Origin of the sequence: Microbacterium sp. Se63.02b, from assembly GCF_014171575.1 — a bacterium.
GTDB lineage: Bacteria > Actinomycetota > Actinomycetes > Actinomycetales > Microbacteriaceae > Microbacterium.
On record NZ_CP050453.1, the window covers coordinates 2,070,621 to 2,092,258 of the forward strand.

The 21,638-nt window shown below is 68.4% G+C and carries 18 protein-coding genes and 5 pseudogenes; 3 read left to right on the forward strand and 20 right to left on the reverse strand.

Annotated elements, in window-relative coordinates; genetic code table 11:
- Window positions 1-69 precede the first annotated feature (69 nt).
- The 6 genes from G4G29_RS10185 to efp form a co-directional block, all read right to left on the reverse strand.
- Window positions 70-450 (reverse strand): PIN domain-containing protein, encoded by a 381-nt coding sequence (locus G4G29_RS10185; RefSeq protein WP_183150051.1) that lies wholly within the window; start codon window positions 448-450, stop codon window positions 70-72.
- Window positions 447-704, reverse strand: coding sequence for a hypothetical protein (locus G4G29_RS10190; RefSeq protein ID WP_183150052.1), 258 nt, complete (start codon window positions 702-704; stop codon window positions 447-449). Before G4G29_RS10190 ends, G4G29_RS10185 begins: the two co-directional genes overlap by 4 nt.
- 38 nt (window positions 705-742) lie before the next feature.
- Window positions 743-2,320 carry a Rieske 2Fe-2S domain-containing protein gene (locus tag G4G29_RS10195; protein ID WP_183150053.1) on the reverse strand — a complete coding sequence of 526 codons (1,578 nt, stop codon included), beginning with the start codon at window positions 2,318-2,320 and terminating at the stop codon, window positions 743-745.
- Window positions 2,321-2,401: 81 nt separating this feature from the next.
- Window positions 2,402-5,365 (reverse strand): DEAD/DEAH box helicase, encoded by a 2,964-nt coding sequence (locus tag G4G29_RS10200; protein WP_244631864.1) that lies wholly within the window; start codon window positions 5,363-5,365, stop codon window positions 2,402-2,404.
- A gap of 43 nt (window positions 5,366-5,408) precedes the next feature.
- The gene (nusB, locus tag G4G29_RS10205) at window positions 5,409-5,819 is read right to left on the reverse strand and encodes a transcription antitermination factor NusB (protein WP_183150054.1); all 411 of its coding nucleotides are present in this window, start codon (window positions 5,817-5,819) and stop codon (window positions 5,409-5,411) included.
- A gap of 3 nt (window positions 5,820-5,822) precedes the next feature.
- On the reverse strand, window positions 5,823-6,383 hold the full coding sequence (efp, locus tag G4G29_RS10210) for an elongation factor P (RefSeq protein ID WP_183150055.1): 561 nt from the start codon (window positions 6,381-6,383) through the stop codon (window positions 5,823-5,825).
- A gap of 359 nt (window positions 6,384-6,742) precedes the next feature.
- Between efp and G4G29_RS10215 the strand changes: the two genes are divergently transcribed.
- Window positions 6,743-7,054 carry a hypothetical protein gene (locus tag G4G29_RS10215; RefSeq protein WP_210274167.1) on the forward strand — a complete coding sequence of 104 codons (312 nt, stop codon included), beginning with the start codon at window positions 6,743-6,745 and terminating at the stop codon, window positions 7,052-7,054.
- 11 nt (window positions 7,055-7,065) lie between these two features.
- Here G4G29_RS10215 and aroQ read toward each other — a convergent pair whose 3' ends face one another.
- From aroQ to G4G29_RS10270, 12 genes and pseudogenes are all read right to left on the reverse strand, one after another.
- Window positions 7,066-7,500 (reverse strand): type II 3-dehydroquinate dehydratase, encoded by a 435-nt coding sequence (gene aroQ, locus G4G29_RS10220; RefSeq protein WP_183150057.1) that lies wholly within the window; start codon window positions 7,498-7,500, stop codon window positions 7,066-7,068.
- Window positions 7,497-8,584, reverse strand: a pseudogene (gene aroB, locus G4G29_RS10225) (3-dehydroquinate synthase). The gene aroQ and the pseudogene aroB overlap by 4 nt, the downstream one beginning before the upstream one ends.
- Window positions 8,581-8,910: pseudogene (locus G4G29_RS21875) on the reverse strand (shikimate kinase); the annotation flags it as partial. The pseudogenes aroB and G4G29_RS21875, both read right to left, overlap by 4 nt.
- Window positions 8,868-9,101, reverse strand: coding sequence for a shikimate kinase (locus G4G29_RS21880; protein WP_309491564.1), 234 nt, complete (start codon window positions 9,099-9,101; stop codon window positions 8,868-8,870). The gene G4G29_RS21880 and the pseudogene G4G29_RS21875, both read right to left, overlap by 43 nt.
- Window positions 9,085-10,312: pseudogene (aroC, locus tag G4G29_RS10235) on the reverse strand (chorismate synthase). Before aroC ends, G4G29_RS21880 begins: the two are co-directional and overlap by 17 nt.
- Before the next feature lie 59 nt (window positions 10,313-10,371).
- The gene (locus G4G29_RS10240; protein WP_183150058.1) at window positions 10,372-11,196 is read right to left on the reverse strand and encodes a shikimate dehydrogenase; all 825 of its coding nucleotides are present in this window, start codon (window positions 11,194-11,196) and stop codon (window positions 10,372-10,374) included.
- Window positions 11,181-12,347 carry an endolytic transglycosylase MltG gene (gene mltG, locus G4G29_RS10245; protein ID WP_244631866.1) on the reverse strand — a complete coding sequence of 389 codons (1,167 nt, stop codon included), beginning with the start codon at window positions 12,345-12,347 and terminating at the stop codon, window positions 11,181-11,183. Before mltG ends, G4G29_RS10240 begins: the two co-directional genes overlap by 16 nt.
- Before the next feature lie 335 nt (window positions 12,348-12,682).
- The gene (gene ruvX / locus G4G29_RS10250) at window positions 12,683-13,156 is read right to left on the reverse strand and encodes a Holliday junction resolvase RuvX (RefSeq protein ID WP_183150060.1); all 474 of its coding nucleotides are present in this window, start codon (window positions 13,154-13,156) and stop codon (window positions 12,683-12,685) included.
- Window positions 13,153-15,813, reverse strand: coding sequence for an alanine--tRNA ligase (alaS, locus tag G4G29_RS10255; RefSeq protein ID WP_183150061.1), 2,661 nt, complete (start codon window positions 15,811-15,813; stop codon window positions 13,153-13,155). Before alaS ends, ruvX begins: the two co-directional genes overlap by 4 nt.
- Window positions 15,814-15,866: 53 nt before the next feature.
- The gene (locus G4G29_RS10260) at window positions 15,867-16,055 is read right to left on the reverse strand and encodes a hypothetical protein (protein WP_017202147.1); all 189 of its coding nucleotides are present in this window, start codon (window positions 16,053-16,055) and stop codon (window positions 15,867-15,869) included.
- Window positions 16,056-16,166: 111 nt separating this feature from the next.
- On the reverse strand, window positions 16,167-16,796 hold the full coding sequence (gene rpsD, locus G4G29_RS10265; protein ID WP_183150062.1) for a 30S ribosomal protein S4: 630 nt from the start codon (window positions 16,794-16,796) through the stop codon (window positions 16,167-16,169).
- 181 nt (window positions 16,797-16,977) lie between these two features.
- Window positions 16,978-18,359, reverse strand: a pseudogene (locus G4G29_RS10270) (replication-associated recombination protein A).
- A gap of 105 nt (window positions 18,360-18,464) precedes the next feature.
- Between G4G29_RS10270 and G4G29_RS10275 the strand changes: the two are divergent.
- Complete coding sequence (locus tag G4G29_RS10275; RefSeq protein ID WP_183150063.1) at window positions 18,465-18,773, forward strand: hypothetical protein; 309 nt, start codon at window positions 18,465-18,467, stop codon at window positions 18,771-18,773.
- A gap of 18 nt (window positions 18,774-18,791) precedes the next feature.
- Here the strand turns inward: G4G29_RS10275 and G4G29_RS21885 are convergent, their stop codons facing one another.
- Together G4G29_RS21885 and G4G29_RS23415 are read right to left on the reverse strand one after the other, a co-directional pair.
- On the reverse strand, window positions 18,792-19,607 hold the full coding sequence (locus tag G4G29_RS21885; protein WP_274601153.1) for an FAD-dependent oxidoreductase: 816 nt from the start codon (window positions 19,605-19,607) through the stop codon (window positions 18,792-18,794).
- Window positions 19,608-19,678: 71 nt separating this feature from the next.
- Window positions 19,679-20,035 (reverse strand): annotated as a pseudogene (locus tag G4G29_RS23415) (FAD-dependent oxidoreductase); the annotation flags it as partial.
- A 471-nt stretch (window positions 20,036-20,506) separates the two neighbouring features.
- On the opposite strand from G4G29_RS23415, the gene G4G29_RS10290 reads away from it, so the two are divergent.
- Complete coding sequence (locus G4G29_RS10290) at window positions 20,507-21,613, forward strand: DUF349 domain-containing protein (protein WP_244631868.1); 1,107 nt, start codon at window positions 20,507-20,509, stop codon at window positions 21,611-21,613.
- The last annotated feature ends 25 nt before the right edge of the window (window positions 21,614-21,638 follow it).

Sequence of the window (21,638 nt, forward strand, 5' to 3'; positions counted from 1 at the left end):
CGGCCGCTCCCTTCTCCGCCTCACAGGACGGTGTTAAAGGTTGCTTGTGATGTCAGTCTATCGGAGCGTTCACGCACCGACGACAGCGACGCCGCGTGCGCGAGCGACGTCGGCCAGACGACGGTCGAAGGTGGCGAGCGTGGCGCCGAAGGCTTCTGCTGTCGCCAGGACGGCGCAATCCGGCAGATTCAGTGAGGAAGTCGCGCGAAGACGCGCGATGTGCACGGGCTCGTCGACGGGTTCCTCTCGTCGCATCAGCCCGAGGGAATCGATCTTGGCGAGGTCGGTCAGCTCGGTCCCGTGGCGTGCGGGGTGGACCAGAGCTTCCGCCAGCGTCAACGGATGGATCACCAGATCCTCCTCCGTATCGAGGATCCCGAACGCGGCATCCTGGTGGACGTCATCGATGGACAGATGCGCGATGAGCACTCCGGCATCGACGACGATCACTCCGGCCAGTCCTTCCGAAGGTCGTCCAGATAGCCGGGCGGGTAGGCGACCGTGCCTCTCGTCGCTTCCAGCGCAGCGCGTCGCGCCGCCCGCTTAGCTGAGCGCCTCCCCGCGATGGTCTCGGCGCCCAGACTCGCGAGTCTGGCGACCAGTTCGGACTTCGGGATGCCGGGCCACTCCTGCGCCGCGAGTTCCAACGCGTCCCGAAGCTGCGCGGTCTGCGTAACCTGTATGCGGGTCAATGCGGTGGGCATGTCAGCAGAGTACCACCGGCGCGCCGAGGTGGTACAGGTCAGCTGGCTTCCTGCAGCACCGGGTCGGTGACGTCGTCGATCTTGGAGGAGCGGATCGGGTGTCCGGCGGTCGACAGGCAGCGACCGGTCTTCAGATCCCACTTCCAGTCGTGCATGCTGCACGTCAGGATGCCGTCGTCATCGACCTTGCCGGTCTTCGTGAGGTCGGCACGCAGGTGCGGGCAGCGGCGCTGCACCACCCAGTCGCCGATCTCGGCGTCCTCGGTCTGATCGGTCTGCTCCTGGTACCAGTTCTCGACGTACTCGATGCGGTCGACCGAGAGGCACTTGAGGAACGTCGTGAGGAACTCGTTGAACTTGCCGCTGCGTCCCACCGAGAACTGCATGGAGAGGAAGATCGAGTTCGACCAGTCGATCTCGTGGTCGCGGATGTTGGTCGAGACGAGGTCTGCCGGAATGGTGTACCAGTAGACGCACTCCTCGCCTGCGTACTCCCGGACCTTCGCCCGCGGGAAGTCGACGACCATGTCGAGGTCGCCGATGCGGAAGCGGACATGCCCTCCGACGCCGAGACGGATCGTGCGCGATTTCTTCAGGAGCGGCTCCCACCACTCCTTGATCGCCGCGAGCATCTCGGCGGGCGGGATGATCTCCGCGCGAGTCGCCTCCTCGTCACGGATCTCCTGCTGGCGGCTGGCGCGCTGCTCCTCGAGGTACTCCCACTTGTCGTCGAAGATGTGGGCGATCTCGGCCTCGGTGTACAGCGTCTGCTCTGTGCTGACGACGCCGCCTTCGACCGTGACGACCGTGCCGGGGATGAAGAGCTGGCCGTCGTACTGCGGCGCGAGCTCCTTCATATGCGCGAGGAACTGCTTCTGATCGGTGAAGATCGACTCGCCGTTCTTGCCCACCCCGTTGTACTGGAACAGTTCGTCGCGCAGGAACATGGGCGGACCGGCCATCGGGAAGACGTGCGGGGCGTCCACCTTCTCGATGTAGTACATGGCCCGCTTGTTCTGCGCCTCGCGCTTGAGGCGGGCGAAGTTCTGCTTGGCGTCGAGCGGCAGGTCGTAGACCATGGGCCACCAGATGGCACCGGAGACCTGGGTGAAGTAGGCGTCGGGCGTGCCGAAGTCGAGCAGTTTCTCGAGGTCGAGCGGGTGCGAGTCGTTCTGGTTCAGGATGGACCCGGTGCCGTCGTCCACGCTCAGCGAGGAGTCGCCGATGGGGCCGTCGCTGGGTGCGCGCAGCGGTGTGATCATCATCTTCAGCTCACCGCGCTGGATCACCTGGCCGGCCGGAGCGTAGGTGATGTTCGTGTAGCCGAGGGCACGGATGTCCTGCTCCAGGTCGTCGGTCGGGTACTCCGGAAGCAGCACCTCGATGTCCTTGCGGATGTAACGTTCGAGGAGCTTCGGGTCGAAGTGGTCGCGGTGGCGGTGCGAGATCCAGAGGAAGTCGGCTTCGCGCCCGAGACGCTCCCAGTCGAGACCCCTGTTGTCGGGGAACGGGAACCACGATCCGTAGAACGACGGCCCGAGGACGGGGTCGCAGATGATGTTCCCGCCCGACGTCTCGATGAACATCCCGGCGTGGCCGAGTCCCGTGATCCGCATTGCATTCCTCCCGAAAGTGAACGGTTCGATTGTACCGAGGGCTCCCTGTGCGCCCCGTCGACCGGGCCGGGAGTAATCCGGTCAGCCCCCGAAGAGTCCACGGATGTCGTCGGCGGAGAGGGATTGCGAGAACAGCGCCTCGTCATCCAGCACGGCTGTGAAGAGGCGAGCCTTGCGGCGTTGCAGGTCGAGCACCTTCTCCTCGATCGTCCCGGTCGCGATCATCCGATACACGAACACCTGGCTGCCCTGTCCGATGCGGTGTGTACGGTCGATCGCCTGTGCTTCCGCCGCCGGGTTCCACCACGGATCGAGGAGGAAGACGTAGTCCGCCTCGGTCAGTGTGAGTCCGAATCCGCCGGCCTTCAAGCTGATCAGGAACACCGGCTGCTCCCCCGCGGTGAACCCGTCGACAACCTTCTGTCGGCGGCGGGTCGAGCCGTCCAGATGGGCGTAGGGGATGCCGGCGGCGTCCAGGCGCGCGGCCGCCAGGTCCAGAAACGACGTGAACTGGCTGAACACGAGCGCCCGATGCCCCTCGGCCTGCAACTCGACCACGCGCTCGAGCAGCACGTCGAGCTTGCGCGAACCGATCTTCGCGTCCTCGGGGTCGATGAGTCCGGGGGCGAGGCTGAGCATGCGCATCAGAGTGAGAGAGCGGAACACGATGAACCGGTTGCGGTCCAGGTCTTCGAGCAGGCCGAGCACCTTCTGCCGCTCACGCTGCAGCACCGTCTCATAGAGTGCCCGGTGGGACGAGCTCAGTTCGACCTCGAGGATCTGCTCCTGTTTGGCCGGAAGCTCCGGAGCGACATGTTCCTTGGTACGTCGTAGAAGCAGAGGGCGGATGCGTCTGCGCAGCTGCTCGAGGCGGCGTCGACGGTATGGCCCCCCTTCCTCGTTCTCGGGTACCTTTCCCTGCTCGATCGGCTGGATGTACTGCTCGCGGAACTTCCGCGCCGATGCGAAGAGTCCCGGCGCCGTGAGCTTGAGCAGCGCCCACAGTTCGCTGAGGCTGTTCTCCATCGGGGTCCCGGTGACCGCGAAGGTCACATCGGCCTGGAACGAGGAGACCGCACGGTGCAACTTGGTCGCCGGGTTCTTCACGAACTGCGCCTCATCGAGGATCAGACCCGCCCACCCCACAGTTGCGTACGCGACCTCGTCGAGGCGCGCGACCGCATAGGTCGTGATGACGACATCGACGTCGGCGAGGGCGCTGTCCAGGCGCGGCCCCTGCGTACTGGGGCGCAGCAGCACGCGAAGCGTCGGCGCGAATCGTGCGGCCTCATCCCGCCAGGTGGCCAGCACCGACGTCGGCACCACGACGAGGAACGGGCGCTTCTCCCCCGCCTCTCGGGCGTGCACCATGAGGGCGAGAAGCTGGAGCGTCTTGCCGAGACCCATGTCGTCCGCGAGGATGCCGCCCAACCGATGGCTCCACAGGAACGCGAGCCAGTTCAGTCCGTCCTGCTGATACGGGCGGAGCCCGGCGGTGATTCCGCTCGGCGCCGGGACAGCGGGCACGGAGGTCGCACTCCGCAGGCTCTCCGCGGTCGCGCGCCAGCTCACGGCGGGCAGTGCCTCGTCGGCGAGGTCTTCGAACTCCTCCCAGAGATCGGTCTGATAGCGGCTGATCCGCGGACCCGTCTCCCACTCGTCGAGATCACCCGACTCGTCGATCAGCTCCCGCAGCCGATCGAGTGCCCGATGGTTCAGTGAGAAATAGCTGCCGTCCACCAGGAGCAGCTTCTTCCTCCCCTTGCTGAGAGCCGTGAACAGAGGCTCGAACGGGATCGTGCGCCCGTCGATCTTCACCAGGACACCGAGATCGAACCAGTCGGGATCGGTGCTCTCGACGGTTGAGACCGTGATCTCCGGTTCGCCCGTGAGCTCATGGTAGGTCTTGCGCCGTCCGGAGACGGCGACCTCGACGCCCGCGGCTTCCAACGCAGGGACCACACGCGTCATGAACTCGGCGGCCTCGATGTCGTGGAAGGAGCCCGCTGCGGCGAGCGGCTCTCCCCGGTGCTCCGTCCAGACGGACTGGAGCGCATCGCGCACTGTCTGCTCTGCGGGGAGATCTCGCACCGCATGCCCGCTCGAGGTGAAGGGCACCCGCCCGAAACCGCGGTAGTCCCACTCGAACGCGTACCTGACGGTGTCGCCGCGGAGGAAGGAGAGACCCAGCACGGCTTTCGGCGGGGGCAGCACCGGCAGCTCGACGCGGCCGACGGGGCGCACCTCGATACGCCGTGCCAGCAGAGGGTAGGCATCGCGAAAGAACGCCGCCTCGTCCTGCGCGGGCACGTCCACGCCGCCGCGGCCGCCCAGCAGGGCACGGACCGGTTCGCTCATCGGCAGCTCGGCGAGAGCCACGCGGAGCTGCGTGCCGAGCACGGCGACCTCGTAGACACCGCTGTGCCCGATCGCCCGGACGGTGACGGGGTCCACGTCGCGGCCGCCGAAGGCGATCGTGGGGCGCACCACGAGACCGCCATCGTCGTCCCGGCCAACGGTCGCCCTGATCGTGGCGTCCTCGGCGAGCTCGACGGTGGTGTTCTTCTGCGCGGCCACCAGCGGGATGCCGATGTCCGCCCCGGTCCGCAGATGCCCCCACAGGAGGCCGGATTCGATCAGGTCGGCGACCAGCCAGTCGCCCGCTGTGCCGGAGAGGAGTGTGTCACGGGCGATGCTGAGCAGATCGGCGAACCATCGGGAGCGATCACGTCCGTACTGCGTCGGAGAGCGTCGCACCGCATCCCAGGTCGCTGTGCCCTGCACCCACGCGCCAGACGCCAGGCTCTTCTCGAGCGGGCGGATCCCCAACAGGATCTCGCCCGTGCCTTTCGCGACGTCGCGCGCGGTCGCCGTGCGTGGAGGACGCGATGCCCAGGGATTCGCACCGCTGCCGTCGCGCACCCGGAGTTCGATGCCGAGCGCGAGCGACGTCTGCGCCTCATCGCGTCGCCCCCGAGGATCGACCGCCAGTCGCCGGCCGAAGTTCCTTCGGAGCGGGAGGGATCGAGCGGGAGAGCCATGCACCCATCCTCTCCGACACCGCCGACACTGCCGTGCGTCGGAAAGATCAGGCGGCGCGGGCCACCCGCGCGAGGACGCCGTGCACGAACGCGCCGGAGTCGTCGGTCGAGAACTCCTTGGCCAGCTCCACGGCCTCATCGATCGCGACGGCCGTCGGCACCTCGTCGTTGTAGAGGATCTCCCAGACGGCGATGCGGAGCAGGGCGCGGTCGACCGCAGGCATCCGCTCGAGCTTCCAATCGCGGCTGTGCGTGGTGATCTGCTCGTCGATGTCGTCGCGCGAGTCGATGATGCCGTCGACGATCTCGCGGGCATACAGCCACGAAGCCTCGCGGGCGGGCTCGCTCGCCGCGCGCTTCGCCTCGGCGGCCAGAGTCACCGCGAGGTCATCCCCGCGCACGTCAGCCGAGAACAGGATGTCGAGAGCGCGCTTGCGCGCCTTCGTCCGGGCGCTCACGCCTTACTTCTCGCGGCCGAGGTAGTCGCCCGTGCGGGTGTCGACCTTGACCTTGGTACCGGCCTCGACGAACAGCGGCACCTGGATCTCGTAGCCGGTCTCGAGCGTCGCGGGCTTGGTGCCGGCCGACGAGCGGTCGCCCTGCAGGCCCGGCTCGGTGTAGGTGATCTCCAGGACAACCGAGGCCGGGAGGTCGATGTACAGCGGGTTGCCGTTGTTGAGGGCGATCGTGACGTTCTGGTTCTCGAGAAGGAAGTTCTTCGCATCGCCGACCGTGGCAGCGCCGACCGTGATCTGGTCGAAGTCGGTCTGGTCCATGAAGACGTAGCCATCACCGTCGGTGTACAGGTACGTGTAGTCGCGGCGGTCGACGTTCTCGATCTCGATCTTCGCGCCGGCGTTGTAGGTGCGGTCGACGACCTTGCCCGACACGACGTTCTTCAGCTTGGTGCGCACGAACGCACCGCCCTTGCCGGGCTTGACGTGCTGGAACTCGATGACGCTCCAGAGCTGCCCGTCGATGCTGAGGACGACGCCGTTCTTGATGTCTGCGGTAGATGCCATGCGCTGCGAGTTCCGTTCGTGTGTCTGCGGGGTCGGGCGGAGCCGACAGTCGATTCTACGGGATCAGCGGCTCGGCCCCGCACGTCCGGGCGCGACACCCGCGTTCCCGAGCGACCGACGACGCCGCGAACGTTCGAAGGACCACCCCGGATGTGGTCCCGAGATTGCGGGACCCCGAGGCGAAGCGCGTCGAATGCGGCAGCCACACGAGAACATAGTGCGGCGACGCATCGCATGAACACCCCGTTGACGTGCGGCTCTTCGACGCTCACCCTGGGCGCAGAGGAGGTGCACTCATGTCGGGAAGGGCCGCACGCAGGCGCAGGACGGATCAGGGTTCCGGCCTGGATCCCACGCTGGTGACCAGTCAGCCGGCGCTTCGTTCGTCCTCGGGCGCCATCTGGATCATCGTGGGATCGCTGTTCGCCGCGCTCAGCCTGGTGCCGTTGATCGCGATCGTCACGAACGGCGGTCCGGCCGGGTCGGTCGCCCTCGTGACGGCGACCCTGGTGGTGTGCAGTCTCGTCGCGATGGTGGTGCTGCGGTCGACCCTCCGCGACGGACCGCCGCGGCTTCGCGCCATGGCGGGGTGCTTCCTCGCGATGGCGCTGATCGCCCTCCTCGGGATGGTGATCTGCGTGATGATCGTGTGGATCCCCCTGACGGGATGATCGGTGCCTCGTCAGAGCTGCGCGATCAGATCCCGCACCGCATCGCGGTACCCGTCGACGCCTCGCCCGATGACCCGCACCGCTGCGACATCGTGCAGGTACGAGTGGTGACGGAACTCCTCACGCGCGTAGACATCCGAGATGTGCACCTCGGCGAACGGGAGCGACACCCCGGTGAGCGCGTCGCGGAGCACGACCGAGGTGTGGGTGAGGCCGCCCGGGTTGATCACGATCGCCTCGCACTCGCCGCGCGCCGCGTGGATCGCATCGATCAGCACGCCCTCATGGTTGCTCTGCACCGCGCGCACCTCGAAGCCGAACTCCGCTGCCGCGTCGGCGGTGATGCGCTCGACGTCCGCGAGGGTCGACGTGCCGTAGACCTCCGGCTCCCGCGTGCCCAGCAGGTTCAGGTTCGGCCCGTTGACCAGCAGGATGCGACGTGTCACGCTCCGACCTCCTGATACGCGGCGAAGAGCAGCGACTCATCGGGCGCCTGCAGCACGGTCGGCTTCGCGATGTCGTCGAGCAGGATGAACCGCAGCATCCCCCGCGGCTCTTCTTGTCGCGCTGCATCGTCGCCAGCAGCTGCGGCCACGCGCCGGCCCGGTACGAGGTCGGAAGGCCCAGCGACTCGAGAATGGTGCGGTGTCGTTCCGCGGCGGCATCCGACAGTCGGCCGGCGAGACGCGACAGCTCGGCGGCGTACAGCATGCCCACCGAGATCGCGGCACCGTGTCGCCAGCGGTACCGCTCCGCGTGCTCGATCGCGTGGCCGAGCGTGTGTCCGTAGTTGAGGATCTCGCGCAGCCCCGCCTCACGGAAATCGTCCGAGACGACCTTCGCCTTCATGTCGATGGCGAGCTCCACCGCGCGACGGAACTCCTCGGTGGTGGTGTCGACAGCGCGCGTCGGATCGGCTTCCACGATGTCGAGGATCTCGGGCGCCCAGATGAACCCCGCCTTGACGACCTCCGCGAAGCCCGCTGTCGCCTCGTTCGGGCTGAGGCTCGCGAGCTCGTCGAGGTCGCCGATCACGGCGCTCGGCGCCCAGAAGGCACCGACCAAGTTCTTGCCCTCGGCCGTGTTCACACCCGTCTTGCCGCCGACCGCGGCATCGACGAGGCCGAGCACCGTGGTCGGCACCTGGACCAGCTGCACGCCGCGAAGCCAGGTCGCGGCGACGAACCCGGCGAGGTCGGTCACCGCTCCCCCGCCGTAACCGACCACGGCATCGCTGCGCGTGAAGTCCGCCTGCCCCATCACCTGCCAGCAGAACGCCGCGACCTCGATGCGCTTCCCCTGCTCCGCGTCAGGGATCTCGGCGAGCAGCACCTCGCGCGGGCCGTCTGCCGTGTCGGCGAGCAGCCGATCGCGGAGCTCGGCCGCGCGTGCGGCGAGCGTCGGCGGGTGCACGACCAGGATCTTGCGCACTCCTGGCGCGAGGGCCGCCGATACCCGGTCGAGGACTCCCCGTCCGATCGTGATGCCGTAGGCGTCGTTCCCGGTGACGCTGATGGTCGTCGTGCTCATCGCTGCTCTCTCCTCCATGCCACGATCTCGTCCGCGATCTTCTGCATCGGACGACGCGAGGTGTCGAAGGTCGTCGAGGCGACCTCGGCGTACCACCCCCGACGGTCCTCGAAGATCTTCTTCCACCGCTCCACCGGATCCTCTTCCCCGGCCAGCAGGGGGCGGTTGCTGCCCCGCAGCCGGTCGGCCACCGCCTCAGGGCTGACCGTGAGGAACACGACCGGATGATCCTTCAACAGATCACGGGTTCCGGATTGGGTGACTGCTCCCCCGCCCAACGAGATCACACCGCCGTCGGAGAGCGCCTCGGCCACGGCCGCCCGCTCGAGGTCGCGGAAGTAGGCCTCCCCTGCTCGGCGAAGATGCCGGGGATGGGACCGTGCTCGGCGACGATGCGCTTGTCGGTGTCGATGAAGGCGACGCCGAGCCGACGCGCGACGCGGCGACCGACGCTGGTCTTGCCGGCGGCCATCGGGCCGACCAGCACCAGCGTCAGCGGATCAGCCGCGCTCGTCATGCGCGATGAGCGCCGCCTCGGACGCCGGTGTCGTACGCAGCTCCGCCGGGATGCCGTCGAGGTATCCCTCGAGGTTGCGTCGCGTCTCGCGGATGCTGTCGCCCCCGAACTTCTCGAGCACGGCGTTCGCGAGTTCGACCGCCACCATGGCCTCGGCGACCACACCGGCAGCGGGAACGGCGCACACGTCGGAGCGCTGATGGTGGGCGGTCGCGTCGTCGCCCGTCGCGATGTCGATCGTGCGCAGCGCGTGCGGGACGGTGGCGATCGGCTTCATCCCCGCGCGGACGCGCAGCACGGTCCCCGTCGACATGCCCCCCCGGGTGCCGCCCGCCCGATCCGAGCCTCGAGTGATGCCGTCGGCGGTCGCGAACAGCTCATCATGCGCGGCCGATCCACGGCGTCGCGTGGTCTCGAAGCCGTCGCCCACCTCGACGCCCTTGATGGCTTGGATGCTCATGAGCGCCTGCGCGAGCCGCGCATCGAGACGACGGTCCCAGTGCACGTGCGACCCGAGTCCCGGCGGCAGGCCGTAGGCGAGCACCTCGACGATGCCGCCGAGCGTGTCGCCGTCCTTCTTGGCGTCATCGACCTCGGCTACCATCAGAGCGGACGTCGCGGGGTCGAAGCACCGCAGCGGGTCGGCGTCGAGGGCCTCGACGTCGTCCGGCGTCGGCAGCGGAGAGCCCGCGGGCACCTGGACCGGGCCGATCGACAGCGTGTGGCTCACAAGGCGGATGCCCAGCTCGTCGAGGAACGACCGGGCGATCGCTCCGAGGGCGACGCGCGGCCGTCTCCCGAGCGCTCGCGCGCTCGAGGATCGGACGCGCCTCGTCGAAGTCGTACTTCTGCATACCGACGAGGTCGGCATGCCCCGGGCGAGGACGCGTGAGCGGGGCGCTGCGCCCGCGTGACTTGTCGGTCAGGTCGACGGGCTCGGGGTTCATGACCTCGATCCACTTCGGCCACTCGGTGTTGCCGATGCGCAGCGCGATCGGGCTGCCCAGGCTCTTGCCGTGACGGACGCCGCCGGAGACGGTGAGCTCGTCCTGCTCGAACTTCATGCGCGAGCCGCGGCCGTAACCGAGCTTGCGTCGTGCGAGGTCGGCCTGGATGGCCTCGGACGAGACCGGGACGCCGGAGGGCAGACCCTCCATGACGGCGATGAGTTCTGGGCCGTGCGATTCGCCGGCCGTGAGCACGCGGAGCATTGCTCCAGTCTCCCACGGGTTCGGGTGCCCGCTGCGCCGCGTTTCGTCCTCGGTGCAGGTCAGAGTGCGGCGCGCATGGCGGAGACAACCGCCTGCTCGCCGGGGAGCGCGATCGTGGGGTCGCCGTGGCGGAAGATGCGGATCTGACGTACAGCCTGATGCAGGAGCATCCCGAGTCCGGATACGACGGTGCCATCGCCCCACCGCGACGCGAGCGCCGAGGGCCACGGCGCGTAGGCCGCGTCGAACAGCACGCCGCCGGTCTCTGCCAGCGCGGAGGCGGAATCGATGGGGAGCTCCGTGCCGCTGGGCAACGTGGCGATCGTCAGCTCGACGGCCGCCGGTACGTCGTCGAGCGAGCTGGTGTCCACGACGACGCCGGAACGGGCACCGAGGGCCCGCAGTCCGGCGGCACGCTCCGGCCGCCGAGCTCGCACCTCGACATGGGTCGCGCCCATCTCGGCCGCCGCGACGAGCGCAGACGCCGCCGTCGCTCCCGCACCGAGGATGCGCACGGATCCGACCCGGGTGATTCCCGCTTCGCCCAGCGCATCGACGATGCCGCCGACGTCGGTGTTGAAGCCGACGGGAGCGTCGCCGAGGAGCAGCGTATTGACCGCCCCGCTGAGTTCCGCGTGGCGATCCTTCGTTGCGGCGACTCGGAACGCCTCCTCCTTCAACGGCATCGTGAGCGAGAGGCCACGCCACGTCGCGTCGAGTGCGCCCACCGTGGAGCGGAACGCCTCGGCAGACACCTGCCGCCGACCGTACTCCCAGTCCAGTCCGAGCACGCGATAGGCGGCCGCGTGCAGATCCGGGGACTTGGAGTGCGCTATCGGGTCGCCCCAGACGGCGAGTCGGTTCCCGGTCAGCCTGCCGCGCATCCGCCGTTGTCCGGGTTGTCTCGGCACCACGCACGCCACTTCTCGACGCCGGCGAGATGCTCCTCGTAGGTCTCGGAGAACTGCGTCTCACCCGTGGCCAGGTTGACCGTCACGAAATACAGCCACGGTCCGTCCGCCGGGTGCATCGCGGCATCGATCGCCGCATCGCTCGAACTCGCGATCGGAGTAGCCGGAAGGCCCGTGTGGTAGTACGTGTTCCACTCGTTGGGATCTTCCAATGCCTCGGCCGAGCTGGACACGACACCCTGGTGCAAGGTGCCGTAGCCGTACTGCGCCGTCGAGTCCATCTGCAGCTTCATGTCGATGTCGAGGCGATTCTGGATCACCCGCGAGACCTTCGCGAAGTCATCCGTCCGGCCCTCACGCTGGATGATCGAGGCGATCGTCAGCACGCGCTGCGCGTCCCCCTCCGGCACGCCGGCCTTCGTGAGCGACTCGCGCGTCCGGTCCACCATGCGCTGGATCACCTGGGTCGCGGTGACGTCGGGATCGAACTCATACTTCGCCGGGAACAGCCAGCCTTCGAGGCTCGGCGCGTCGACGCCGTACACGGAAGGGTCCTTGACCGCGGCCTCGAAGTCGGCGAGGGGGATGCCGAGCGTGTCGGCCATCGTGGGCAGCGACGAGACGATCGTCGCCCCCTCCGACATCAGCACCGTGTTCGCCATCTTGTTTCCGTCGTCCTGCAGAGCCGCGAGAGCGGCCTCGGCCGTCATCTTCTGCTGAAGCCGGTACACGCCGGGGTAGAAGGTCACGGCGACGTTCTCGTCGACGAGGTAGTCGTAGAACACGTCCTCGGTCTTCGTGACGCCCGCTTCGTAGAGCGCGCTCGACACCGGAGAGCCCGTGTCGCCGCTCTTGATCGTGACGAAGGCCTCACCGGTCGCCAACCCCGGCTCCCAGTCCTTCGGCTCGCCCCACCCCATCGCGTCGGCGATCTTGTCGCCGTACGTGTTCGCCACCCACACCCCGGCGGCCGCGATGCCGCCGAGGATCGCAAGGACGATGATCAGGGCGATCAGACATCCCTTGCGGCGCTTCTTCTTCGGCGTCGTGTCGACGTGGTCGTCGTGCGGGGCGAAGAGGTCGTCCAATCCACCGCCGATGACCGGCTCGGGAGCGTCGGACACGGTGGGGGCCGACGCCTCGGACGGGATCCGGGGAACGGCACGGGTGGGAGTGTCCGCAGCGTCGGCGGACGCACGGACCGGGATCGGCGACGGGCCTCCGGCATTCGAAGGGATGGCGCCGTCGGCGGAGGCCCGCACCGGTACCGGGGACGGCTCGGGGGCCGATCCTGGCGCACCCGCTGCTGCTTCGCGGGCGGCGCGGCGCGATCCTGGCGCAGGCGCGCTGTTGTCGACGGTCGGGATCTGTCGAGTCGGCTCCGGGAGGTTCTCGAACAGGTCGCCCAAGCGCGATTCGGGGTCGTGCCGGGGGGTAGCGCTGTCACGTTCGGACATCGTCAGGCGGGCTCCTCGTCGGACGGGATCATGGCACCGGCCGGGTTTCCGGTGCTCTTCTCCATGTCGATCGCCTGCTGCAGAAGCACCACGGCGGCGACCTGATCCACAATGCTACGAGACTTCTTCTGAGATCTCCCGGAACTGCGCAACGCCGCGTGCGCCGTCACCGTGCTCAGCCGCTCGTCGACCAGCCGGACGGGAACCCCGCTGCGCCGGTGCAGAGCCGCAGCGAAGTCCCGCGCGTCGATGGTCGAGAGAGTGTCGGCGCCCTGCATGTTGACCGGCAATCCGACCACGAACTCCAGCAGGTCATACTCGCCCGCGATCTGCAGGATGCGGTCGATCGACGCCTCGTCGCGCGGCACGGTCTCCACCGGAACCGCGAGCATCCCGTCGGGATCGCAGCGTGCGACTCCGACCCGCGCCCTGCCGACATCGATGCCGAGCCGCACCCCGCGGCGGAAGCCGCTCACGCGAGGCGCAGCTCCTGCGCGATGGCGTCCAACGCAGCCGGCAGAGCCGCTGCGTCGGAGCCGCCGCCCTGAGCGACGTCATCGCGACCGCCTCCCCCGCCGCCGAGCACGCCTGCGGCACGCTTCGCCAGCGCACCGGCCTTCGCTCCGGAGGCCCGCGCAGCATCGTTGGTCGCCACGACCACGACCGGGCGGCCACCGACGACGGCGCCGAGCGCGACGACCGCTGCATCGGATCCGAGGCGATCGCGGACACCGTTCACGAGATCGCGCACGTCGTCTGCCGACGCCACCTCGCCCAGGCTCTGCGACGCCAGACGGAACGGACCGACTCGCGTCGCAGCCTCGACGATGGCAGGGACCTGTCCCGCGCGCTCCTTCGCCTCGAACTGCGCGATGCGCTTCTCTGCCGCCTTCAGGCTCGCGGTGAGGTCGGCGATCCGCTCCGGCAGCTGCTCGCGCGGGGTCTTCAGCGAACTGGTGAGCTGCGACACGATCGCGCGCTCGGCGGCGAGTTCGCGGAACGCATCCGCGCCGACGAGAGCCTCGATACGGCGGTTCGAGGCTCCGACGGACGACTCTCCGACCAGGCTCACCAGACCGATCTCCGCGCTCGTGCTCACGTGGGTTCCGGCGCAGAGTTCACGCGACCACGGGCCGCCGATGTCGACCATGCGCACGACATCGCCGTACTTCTCGCCGAACAGCGCCATGGCTCCGGCTTCCTTCGCCTCGTCGAGCGACACGATGCGCGTGGTCACTTCGAGGGCATCCTGGACCGCACGGTTGGTGATGTCCTCGATCTCACTGCGGGTGTCGACGGACAGCGCCTGCGACCAGGAGAAGTCGAAGCGCATGTAGCCGGCACGGTTCAGGGAGCCCGCTTGCGTCGCGGTCGGGCCGAGCGTGTCGCGCAGAGCCGCGTGCACCAGGTGCGTCGCGGAATGGGCCTGGCGTGCGGCCCGGCGATTGGCCGCATCCACGATCGTCGTCGCGACGTCGTCGATCGCCACGCTTCCGCGCGCGACCTCGACCGTGTGACTGATCAATCCGGGCACTGGCTTCTGCACGTCGAGCACCTCGAGCTCGTAGCCGGGTCCGACGATGGTGCCCTTGTCGGCGACCTGCCCGCCGGACTCCGCGTAGAGCGTGGTCTCGGTGAGCACGACCTCGGCGATCTGCCCCTCGGATGCGCTGCGGACCGGAACACCGTCGACGAGGAGTCCGATCACACGAGACTCGACCTCGAGCGCGGTGTAGCCGTCGAAGCCGGTCTCGCCCTGCGCGCGCAGGTCACGGTAGACCGACACGTCGGCGAGCTGACGCTTGCGGTTGCGGGCGTCGTCCTTGGCGCGCTGCCGCTGCTCCTGCATGAGCGAGTCGAAGGCCGCGCGGTCGACGTCGAGGCCGGCCTCCTCTGCGACCTCGAGGGTGAGGTCGATCGGGAAGCCGTAGGTGTCGTGCAGCAGGAAGGCCTCAGGTCCGCTAAGGGTCTTGCCGCCGCGGTTCTTCGTCTCGTCGAGTGCCAGGTCGAGGATGGTCGACCCGGAGGCGAGCGTGCGGCGGAAGGTCTCCTCCTCCGCGAACGCCGACGCGGACAGCACCGACCAGTCCTTCTCGAGAACCGGGTACGCCGACTTCATGGCGTCACGCGACGAGGCGAACAGCTCGGGGAACACCGGCTCGTCGACGCCGAGAAGACGCATCGCGCGAACAGTGCGACGCATCAGGCGCCGGAGGATGTATCCGCGTCCCTCGTTGGAGGGGCGTACGCCGTCGGAGAGCAGCATGAGCGAGGAGCGCACATGGTCGGCGACCACGCGGAAGCGGACATCGTCTTCATGCACCGCTCCATAGCGGCGACCGGAGAGCTCGATGGCGCGGTCCAGCACCGGACGCACCTGGTCGGATTCGTACATGTTGTCGACGCCCTGCTTGAGGAACGCGACGCGCTCGAGGCCCATGCCGGTGTCGATGTTCTTCATCGGCAGCTCGCCGACGATGTCGAACTCGGTCTTGCTGCGGATGTTCTCGATGAAGTCCTGCATGAACACGAGGTTCCAGATCTCCAGGAACCGGGAGTCGTCGACCGCGGGACCGCCGTCCTTGCCGTACGCAGGACCCCGGTCGAAGAAGATCTCGGAGTCGGGGCCGCCTGGGCCGGGCTGCCCGGTGTTCCAGTAGTTGTCCGCACGCCCGAGACGCTGGATGCGCTCGGGCTTCAAGCCGATGATGTCGCGCCAGATCGCCTCGGCCTCGTCGTCGGTCTCATAGACGGTGACCCAGAGGTCCTTCTCGTCGAAGCCGAGACCGCCGTCGGACTCGGAGCTCGTCAACAGCTCCCAGGCGTAGCGGATCGCGCCTTCTTTGAAGTAGTCGCCGAACGACCAGTTGCCGAGCATCTGGAAGAACGTGCCGTGACGCGCGGTGCGACCGACCTCTTCGATGTCGTTGGTGCGGATGCACTTCTGCACATCGGCGATGCGCGGATGCGGGGCGGGGACGACACCCGTGAGATACGGGATCATCGGCACCATCCCGGCGACCGTGAACAGCAGCGACGGGTCATCGCTGACGAGAGAGGCCGAGGGGACGATGAGGTGGTCGTTCTTCTCGAAGAAGTCGAGGTAACGCTGCGCGATCTCCGCAGTTTTCATAGGGGTGCCGGGTGTCCTTGCGTGAAGATGCCGCGCCGGAGCGCTGCGGTGGTTCAGTTGTCGCCCGGCTCCGTGAGCCGTGCCTCCTGCTCGCGGTAGGCATCGCCGAGGATCGCGGTGAACCCGTTGATCCTGGCATCGACCTCGGCGAGGATGTCGTGGCCGCGAGGGTCCTTGTTCATGAAGTGAGCCGCGACGAAGCCGCCGATCACGCCGATCAGGAACCACAGCACGTTCTTCATGTCGCCATCCTTGCCTTTACCCGCGAGGGCGCGGTGCCTCCATCGTATGCGGAAACGACAGGAGGCGTCGGGAATCCCCGACGCCTCCTGCCTGTGTTCTCTGTCGCTGGATCAGCGAGCCGCGTAGTACTCGACGACGAGCTGCACTTCGCAGGTCACGGGGACCTCAGCGCGCTTCGGACGACGAACCAGACGCGACTGGAGCTTGTCGAGCTCGACCTCGAGGTAGCCGGGAACCGGGGGCAGGACCTCGGCGTGACCGCCGGCTGCTGCCACCTGGAAGGGCTCGGTGCCCTCGCTCTTGGCCTTGACGTGGATGAGCTGACCCGGCTTCACGCGGAACGACGGGCGGTCGACGAGCTGGCCGTCGACGAGGATGTGACGGTGCACGACGAGCTGGCGAGCCTGCGCGGTGGTGCGGGCGAAGCCCGAACGCAGCACGAGCGCGTCGAGACGCATCTCGAGCAGCTCGACCAGGTTCTCACCGGTCAGACCGTCGTGACGACGGGCCTCGTTGAACGTGTTGCGCATCTGCTTCTCGCGGATGCCGTACTGCTCGCGCAGACGCTGCTTCTCACGCAGACGGACGGCGTAGTCGCTGTCTGCCTTGCGCTTGGTGCGGCCGTGCTCGCCCGGAGCGTAGGGACGCTTCTCGAGGTAGCGGGCGGCCTTCGGGGTGAGAGCGACGCCGAGGGCGCGGCTGAGACGCACCTTGCGGCGGTCCTGGGACTTCGTGGTCACGAAGTTATCCTTCCGATGACGTGGTCGCGTCTTTCACGACTCACGGACGTATCGTCCGCGTTCTGCCTTGGAGCGCACGCCGGGGCGCCAGCAAGGTGTGGTGTGAACGAGGAGATGCCCGAAAACTCGGTTTCGAGCCGCTCAAGTCTAACAGATCGTGATTCCCGCGCCGATCGCGCCCTCAGCGGTCGCCGAGGATCCGGCGGATGCGTTCGAGCCGTGAGCCGATGTCGCGCTCGGCGCCGAGGTTCTTGGGTTCGTAGTAGTGCTTGCCGTCGAGCTCGTCCGGCAGGTACTGCTGCGGGACGATGCCGTACTCGCTGTCGTGCGAGTACCGATAACCGCGACCGTGTCCCAGCCGCTTCGCGCCGGGGTAGTGCGCATCGCGCAGGTGCAACGGGACGCGCCCGAAGCCGCCGGCGCGGATGTCCGCGATCGCGGCATCGATGCCGACGTACGCGGCGTTGGACTTCGCCGTGGTCGCGAGGTAGACCGTAGCCTCGGCGAGCGGGATGCGCCCCTCGGGCATGCCGATGAACGCGACCGCGTCGGCGGCGGCGACCGCGATGCCGAGGGCCTGGGGGTCGGCGAGCCCCACGTCTTCGGAGGCGGAGATCACGAGACGCCTCGCGATGAAGCGCGGGTCTTCTCCTGCCTCGATCATGCGCGCGAGGTAGTGCAGCGCCGCATCGGGGTCGGAGCCCCTGATCGACTTGATGAACGCGCTGATCACGTCGTAGTGCTCATCGCCCTGCCGGTCGTAGCGCAGCAGCGCTTTGTCGACCGCCTGCGCGACGTCGTCGGCCGAGACCTCCGGTACGACTCCCCGCCCTCGGCCGTCGCATCGCCCTCGTCTTCTCCGGCGTCGCGTTCGGCCGAGGTCGCATGAGAGAGCGCGACCGCCGCTCCGGCCTCGAGCCCGGTGAGCGCGCGCCTCGCGTCACCGGAGGCGAGGCGGACCAGCGACGCCCGCGCTTCGTCGCTCAGCACGACGGCGCCGTTGAGTCCGCGCGCATCCGAGACGGCGCGGTCGACGAGCACACCGATGTCGTCGTCGGTGAGCGGCTGGAGCGTCAGCAGCAGTGAGCGCGACAGCAACGGCGAGATCACCGAGAACGAGGGGTTCTCCGTGGTCGCGGCGATGAGGATGACCCAGCCGTTCTCGACGCCGGGAAGCAGAGCGTCTTGCTGCGCCTTCGTGAAGCGGTGGATCTCGTCGAGGAAGAGGATCGTCGTCTGCCCGTACAGATCACGCTGCGTGATCGCCTCCTGCATCACCTCTCGCACGTCCTTGACCCCCGCGGTGATCGCCGAGAGCTCGACGAACCGGCGCCCCGACGAGCGGGCGATCGCCTGAGCGAGGGTGGTCTTCCCCGTGCCGGGCGGACCCCAGAGGATGATCGACACCGCACCGGGCGAATTCGCCTCCGGATCGGCGAGGGCGACGATGGGAGAACCTGCGCGCAGAAGGTGGCGCTGCCCCGCGACCTCGTCGAGCGAGACCGGACGCATGCGCACGGCGAGAGGCGTCTGCCCGGAGAGCAGCGCGGCAGGGGACGTCATCCCTCCAGGCTACCGGCGGCTGCCGACACTTCGGGCAACGCACCGACGTCCCGGTAGGCTCTCTCCCGACGTCGCGCACCGGCGTCGGGATGGGAGATCCAGGGCATGGCCGCACGCGGTTCGAAGAACGCACAGGCGCGCACCTCGGCGGAGCGCGCGCGACTGCACACCGCCCGCACGCAATGGCATGAGGGGCAGATCCGACGTCGCGTCCGCGACAACACGATCGCCGCGATCGCCGGCGGCCTCATCGTGGTCGCTGCGATCGGCAGCCAGGTCGTGCACGCTCAGGTGACCGCACCCGAGCCGACCCCGACGCCGACCGTGGAACCGGAGCCCACTCCCTCAGTCGACCCTTCCGCGACGCCGACCGAGACACCGCTCCCCGACAGCACGGAGACTCCGGCCGGATAGCCGAGCGTCCTGGCGGCTCTAGCCCCGCACGGGAAGCACGTAGGACGCGGGGTCCTCTTCCAGACGGGCGCCGACGAGTGTGCGAAGTGCGCCGTACGCCGACGCGTCTCCCACCAGGATCCCGCCCAGCAGGGTGTGCGCATCTTCGGCGAGCACCAGCTTCCGGTAGACGCCCGCGACGGGATCGGCGTAGAGCACGTCCACGGCATCCGGTGTCCGTGTCAACGCATCACCGAAGCTCGCGACCTCGACCCCTGCCACGGTCGCCGCCGCCGATTCGTCCGATCCGATGAACGACCGCGTACCGCCGAGCAGTCGTTCGGCTGCGACCTCCGCCATGTCGTAGGCCGCACCGGTACGACCCGCGCGACGACCCTCGAAAAAACAGGCGACGTCGCCGATCGCGAGCACGGCGGCGTCCGAGGTACGGCATCCTTCGTCGATCACGACGCCCCCGCGCGGGTGGACCTCGATGTCGGCATTGCGGGCGAGCTCGTCACGCGCCCGCATCCCGACCGTGAACACCACGACGTCCACCCTCTGGAACGATCCGTCCTGGAACTCGATCGCCGTGACGGCTCCGGACTCGTCCGGGTCGATCCTGGTCACCCTGGTGGCCGTGCGGACGGCGATGCCCCGCGCCTGGAGATGCCGCTTGACGATGCTTCCCGCTGTGACGTCGAGCTGCGCATCCATCAGTCGCTCCGCATACTGGACGACGGTCGCGGCGATCCCCATCGTCTGCAACGCCCCCGCCGCCTCGAGCCCGAGAGGACCACCGCCGACGACCACGCCGCGGAGAGAGCGTCCCAGTTCGTCGCTGCGGGTCCGCACGAACCGTCGCAGATCTTTCGCGTCGTCGATCGTCCGGTAGGCGAAGCACCCAGGCAGCGCCGCCCCTCGACCGCGACCCTGGCGGAGTACGCCCCCGTCGCCAGAACCAGCATGTCGTACCTGTACACGCGACGGGATCGCGTACGCACCGTCTTCGCACGACGGTCGATGCGCAGCACACGGTCGTCCAGGATCACGGAGACCCGGTCGTCCTCGAATGCCGGACACGGCAACCGGAGGTCGCCTGCCGCGGCGCCGAGGAACAGCTCACGCAACCGGGTGCGGTCGTACGGCGGGCGATTCTCATCCCCGATCACCGTGACACGCACCGGCGCCGACTCTGACGCCACGAGCCGCGCGACGAACCGTTGCGCGGCCATCCCCGCTCCGACGACGACGATCTCGAGGGGTGACGGTCGGGTCGACATCAGGGCAGCTCCTTTCACCGGCGGTCATGCCGTCGCCCCTGACGCTATGCGCGTCGTGTTTCCCGAATGTCACGGAATGTGTTTCCTGCGGGTGAACGATCTGCGACGCTCCTGGACGAGGGTGCTCGGTCATCGGACGAGACGATCCGACGGCTTCCGGTCGGGCGTACTAGGCTGAGCCTCGTCCTTTCCGCCTCCCGCGGCCTGACCGCGCAAGGAGAATCACGTGTCTGCCAACGAGCCCTCGAAGCCGACTCCCCCCGTCCCCGCACCGCCGGCCGTGCCGATGCCGCGAAAGGCGCCGAGTCCGGCTGCCGTCGCGTCCGTCGCTCCGGTCCCGGCCGCGTCATCGACATCCGCCGAATGGGGCCGCGTCTCCGACGACGGCACCGTGGAGGTCCGCGAAGGCGAGACCTGGCGTGTCGTCGGCCAGTACCCGGATGGCACCCCGAAGAAGCGCTCGCTTACTTCGTGCGCAAGTTCGACGACATCGCCTTCAAGGTGCGCGCCCTGGAACAGCGTCAGCAGTCCGGCGGCGCCTCTGCGAGCGATCTTGCGAAGCAGGCAGGGCACCTCATCGACGAGGCGACCGACGCCGCCGCCGTCGGAGACCTGGCGGGCCTCCGCGAGCGTCTGAACGCACTCACCGCCTCGCTCTCCGAAGCGACGGAGCAGGAGGCGCAGCAGGCGAAGGAACTCGTCGACAAGGCGATCGCCGACCGCACCGCTCTCGTCGAACAGGCCGAAGCCATCGCGGCGCGCGACCTCAGCAAGGTGCAGTGGAAGCAGGTCACGGCCGAGCTCGGCGAGCTGTTCGACGCCTGGCAGGCCCAGCAGCAGGGCGGCCCCCGGCTCTCCAAGGGGATCTCGCAGCAGCTCTGGAAACGGTTCCGCGACGCGCGGGCTGTCGTGGACAAGCAGCGGCGCGCGTTCTACTCCGAGCTCGACGACGCGCACAAGAGTGCCCGGGATGCGAAGACACGACTCGTCGAGCGCGCCGAAGCTCTGGCTCCTCGCGGAACGGACGGCATCCCCGCCTACCGCACCCTTCTCGACGAGTGGAAGGCTGCCGGACGCGCTGGTCGGAAGGCGGACGACGCCCTCTGGGCACGGTTCAAGGCCGCGGGCGATGCCCTCTACGCGGCACGGGCAGAACAGGCCGCTGCCGAGGAGGCCGACTCCGCTCCGAAGATCGAGGCACGCCAGGCGCTTCTCGAGGAGGCGAAGGCTGTCGCCGACGAATCCGACATCAAGCGTGCTCGCGCGCTTCTGACGCGGATCCAGCGTCAGTGGGACGAGATCGGCCGCATCTTCCCTCGGGAGAAGGAGCGGGCCCTCGACGACAAGCTCCGGGCGATCGAACAGGCGCTGAAGGGCCGCGAAGACGTCGACTGGAAGCGGAACAACCCCGAGACCAAGGCACGCGCGAACGACATGAGCTCGCAGCTTCTCGAGGCGATCGAGAAGCTCGAGGCCGAGGTCGCCGCGGCCGAGAAGGCCGGAGACAAGAAGGCCGCGAAGGCCGCCGCTGACGCGCTCGAAGCCCGTCGCGCCTGGCTGAGTGCCCTCGGCGGCTGATCACTTCTCCACAGGTCTCCGCGAC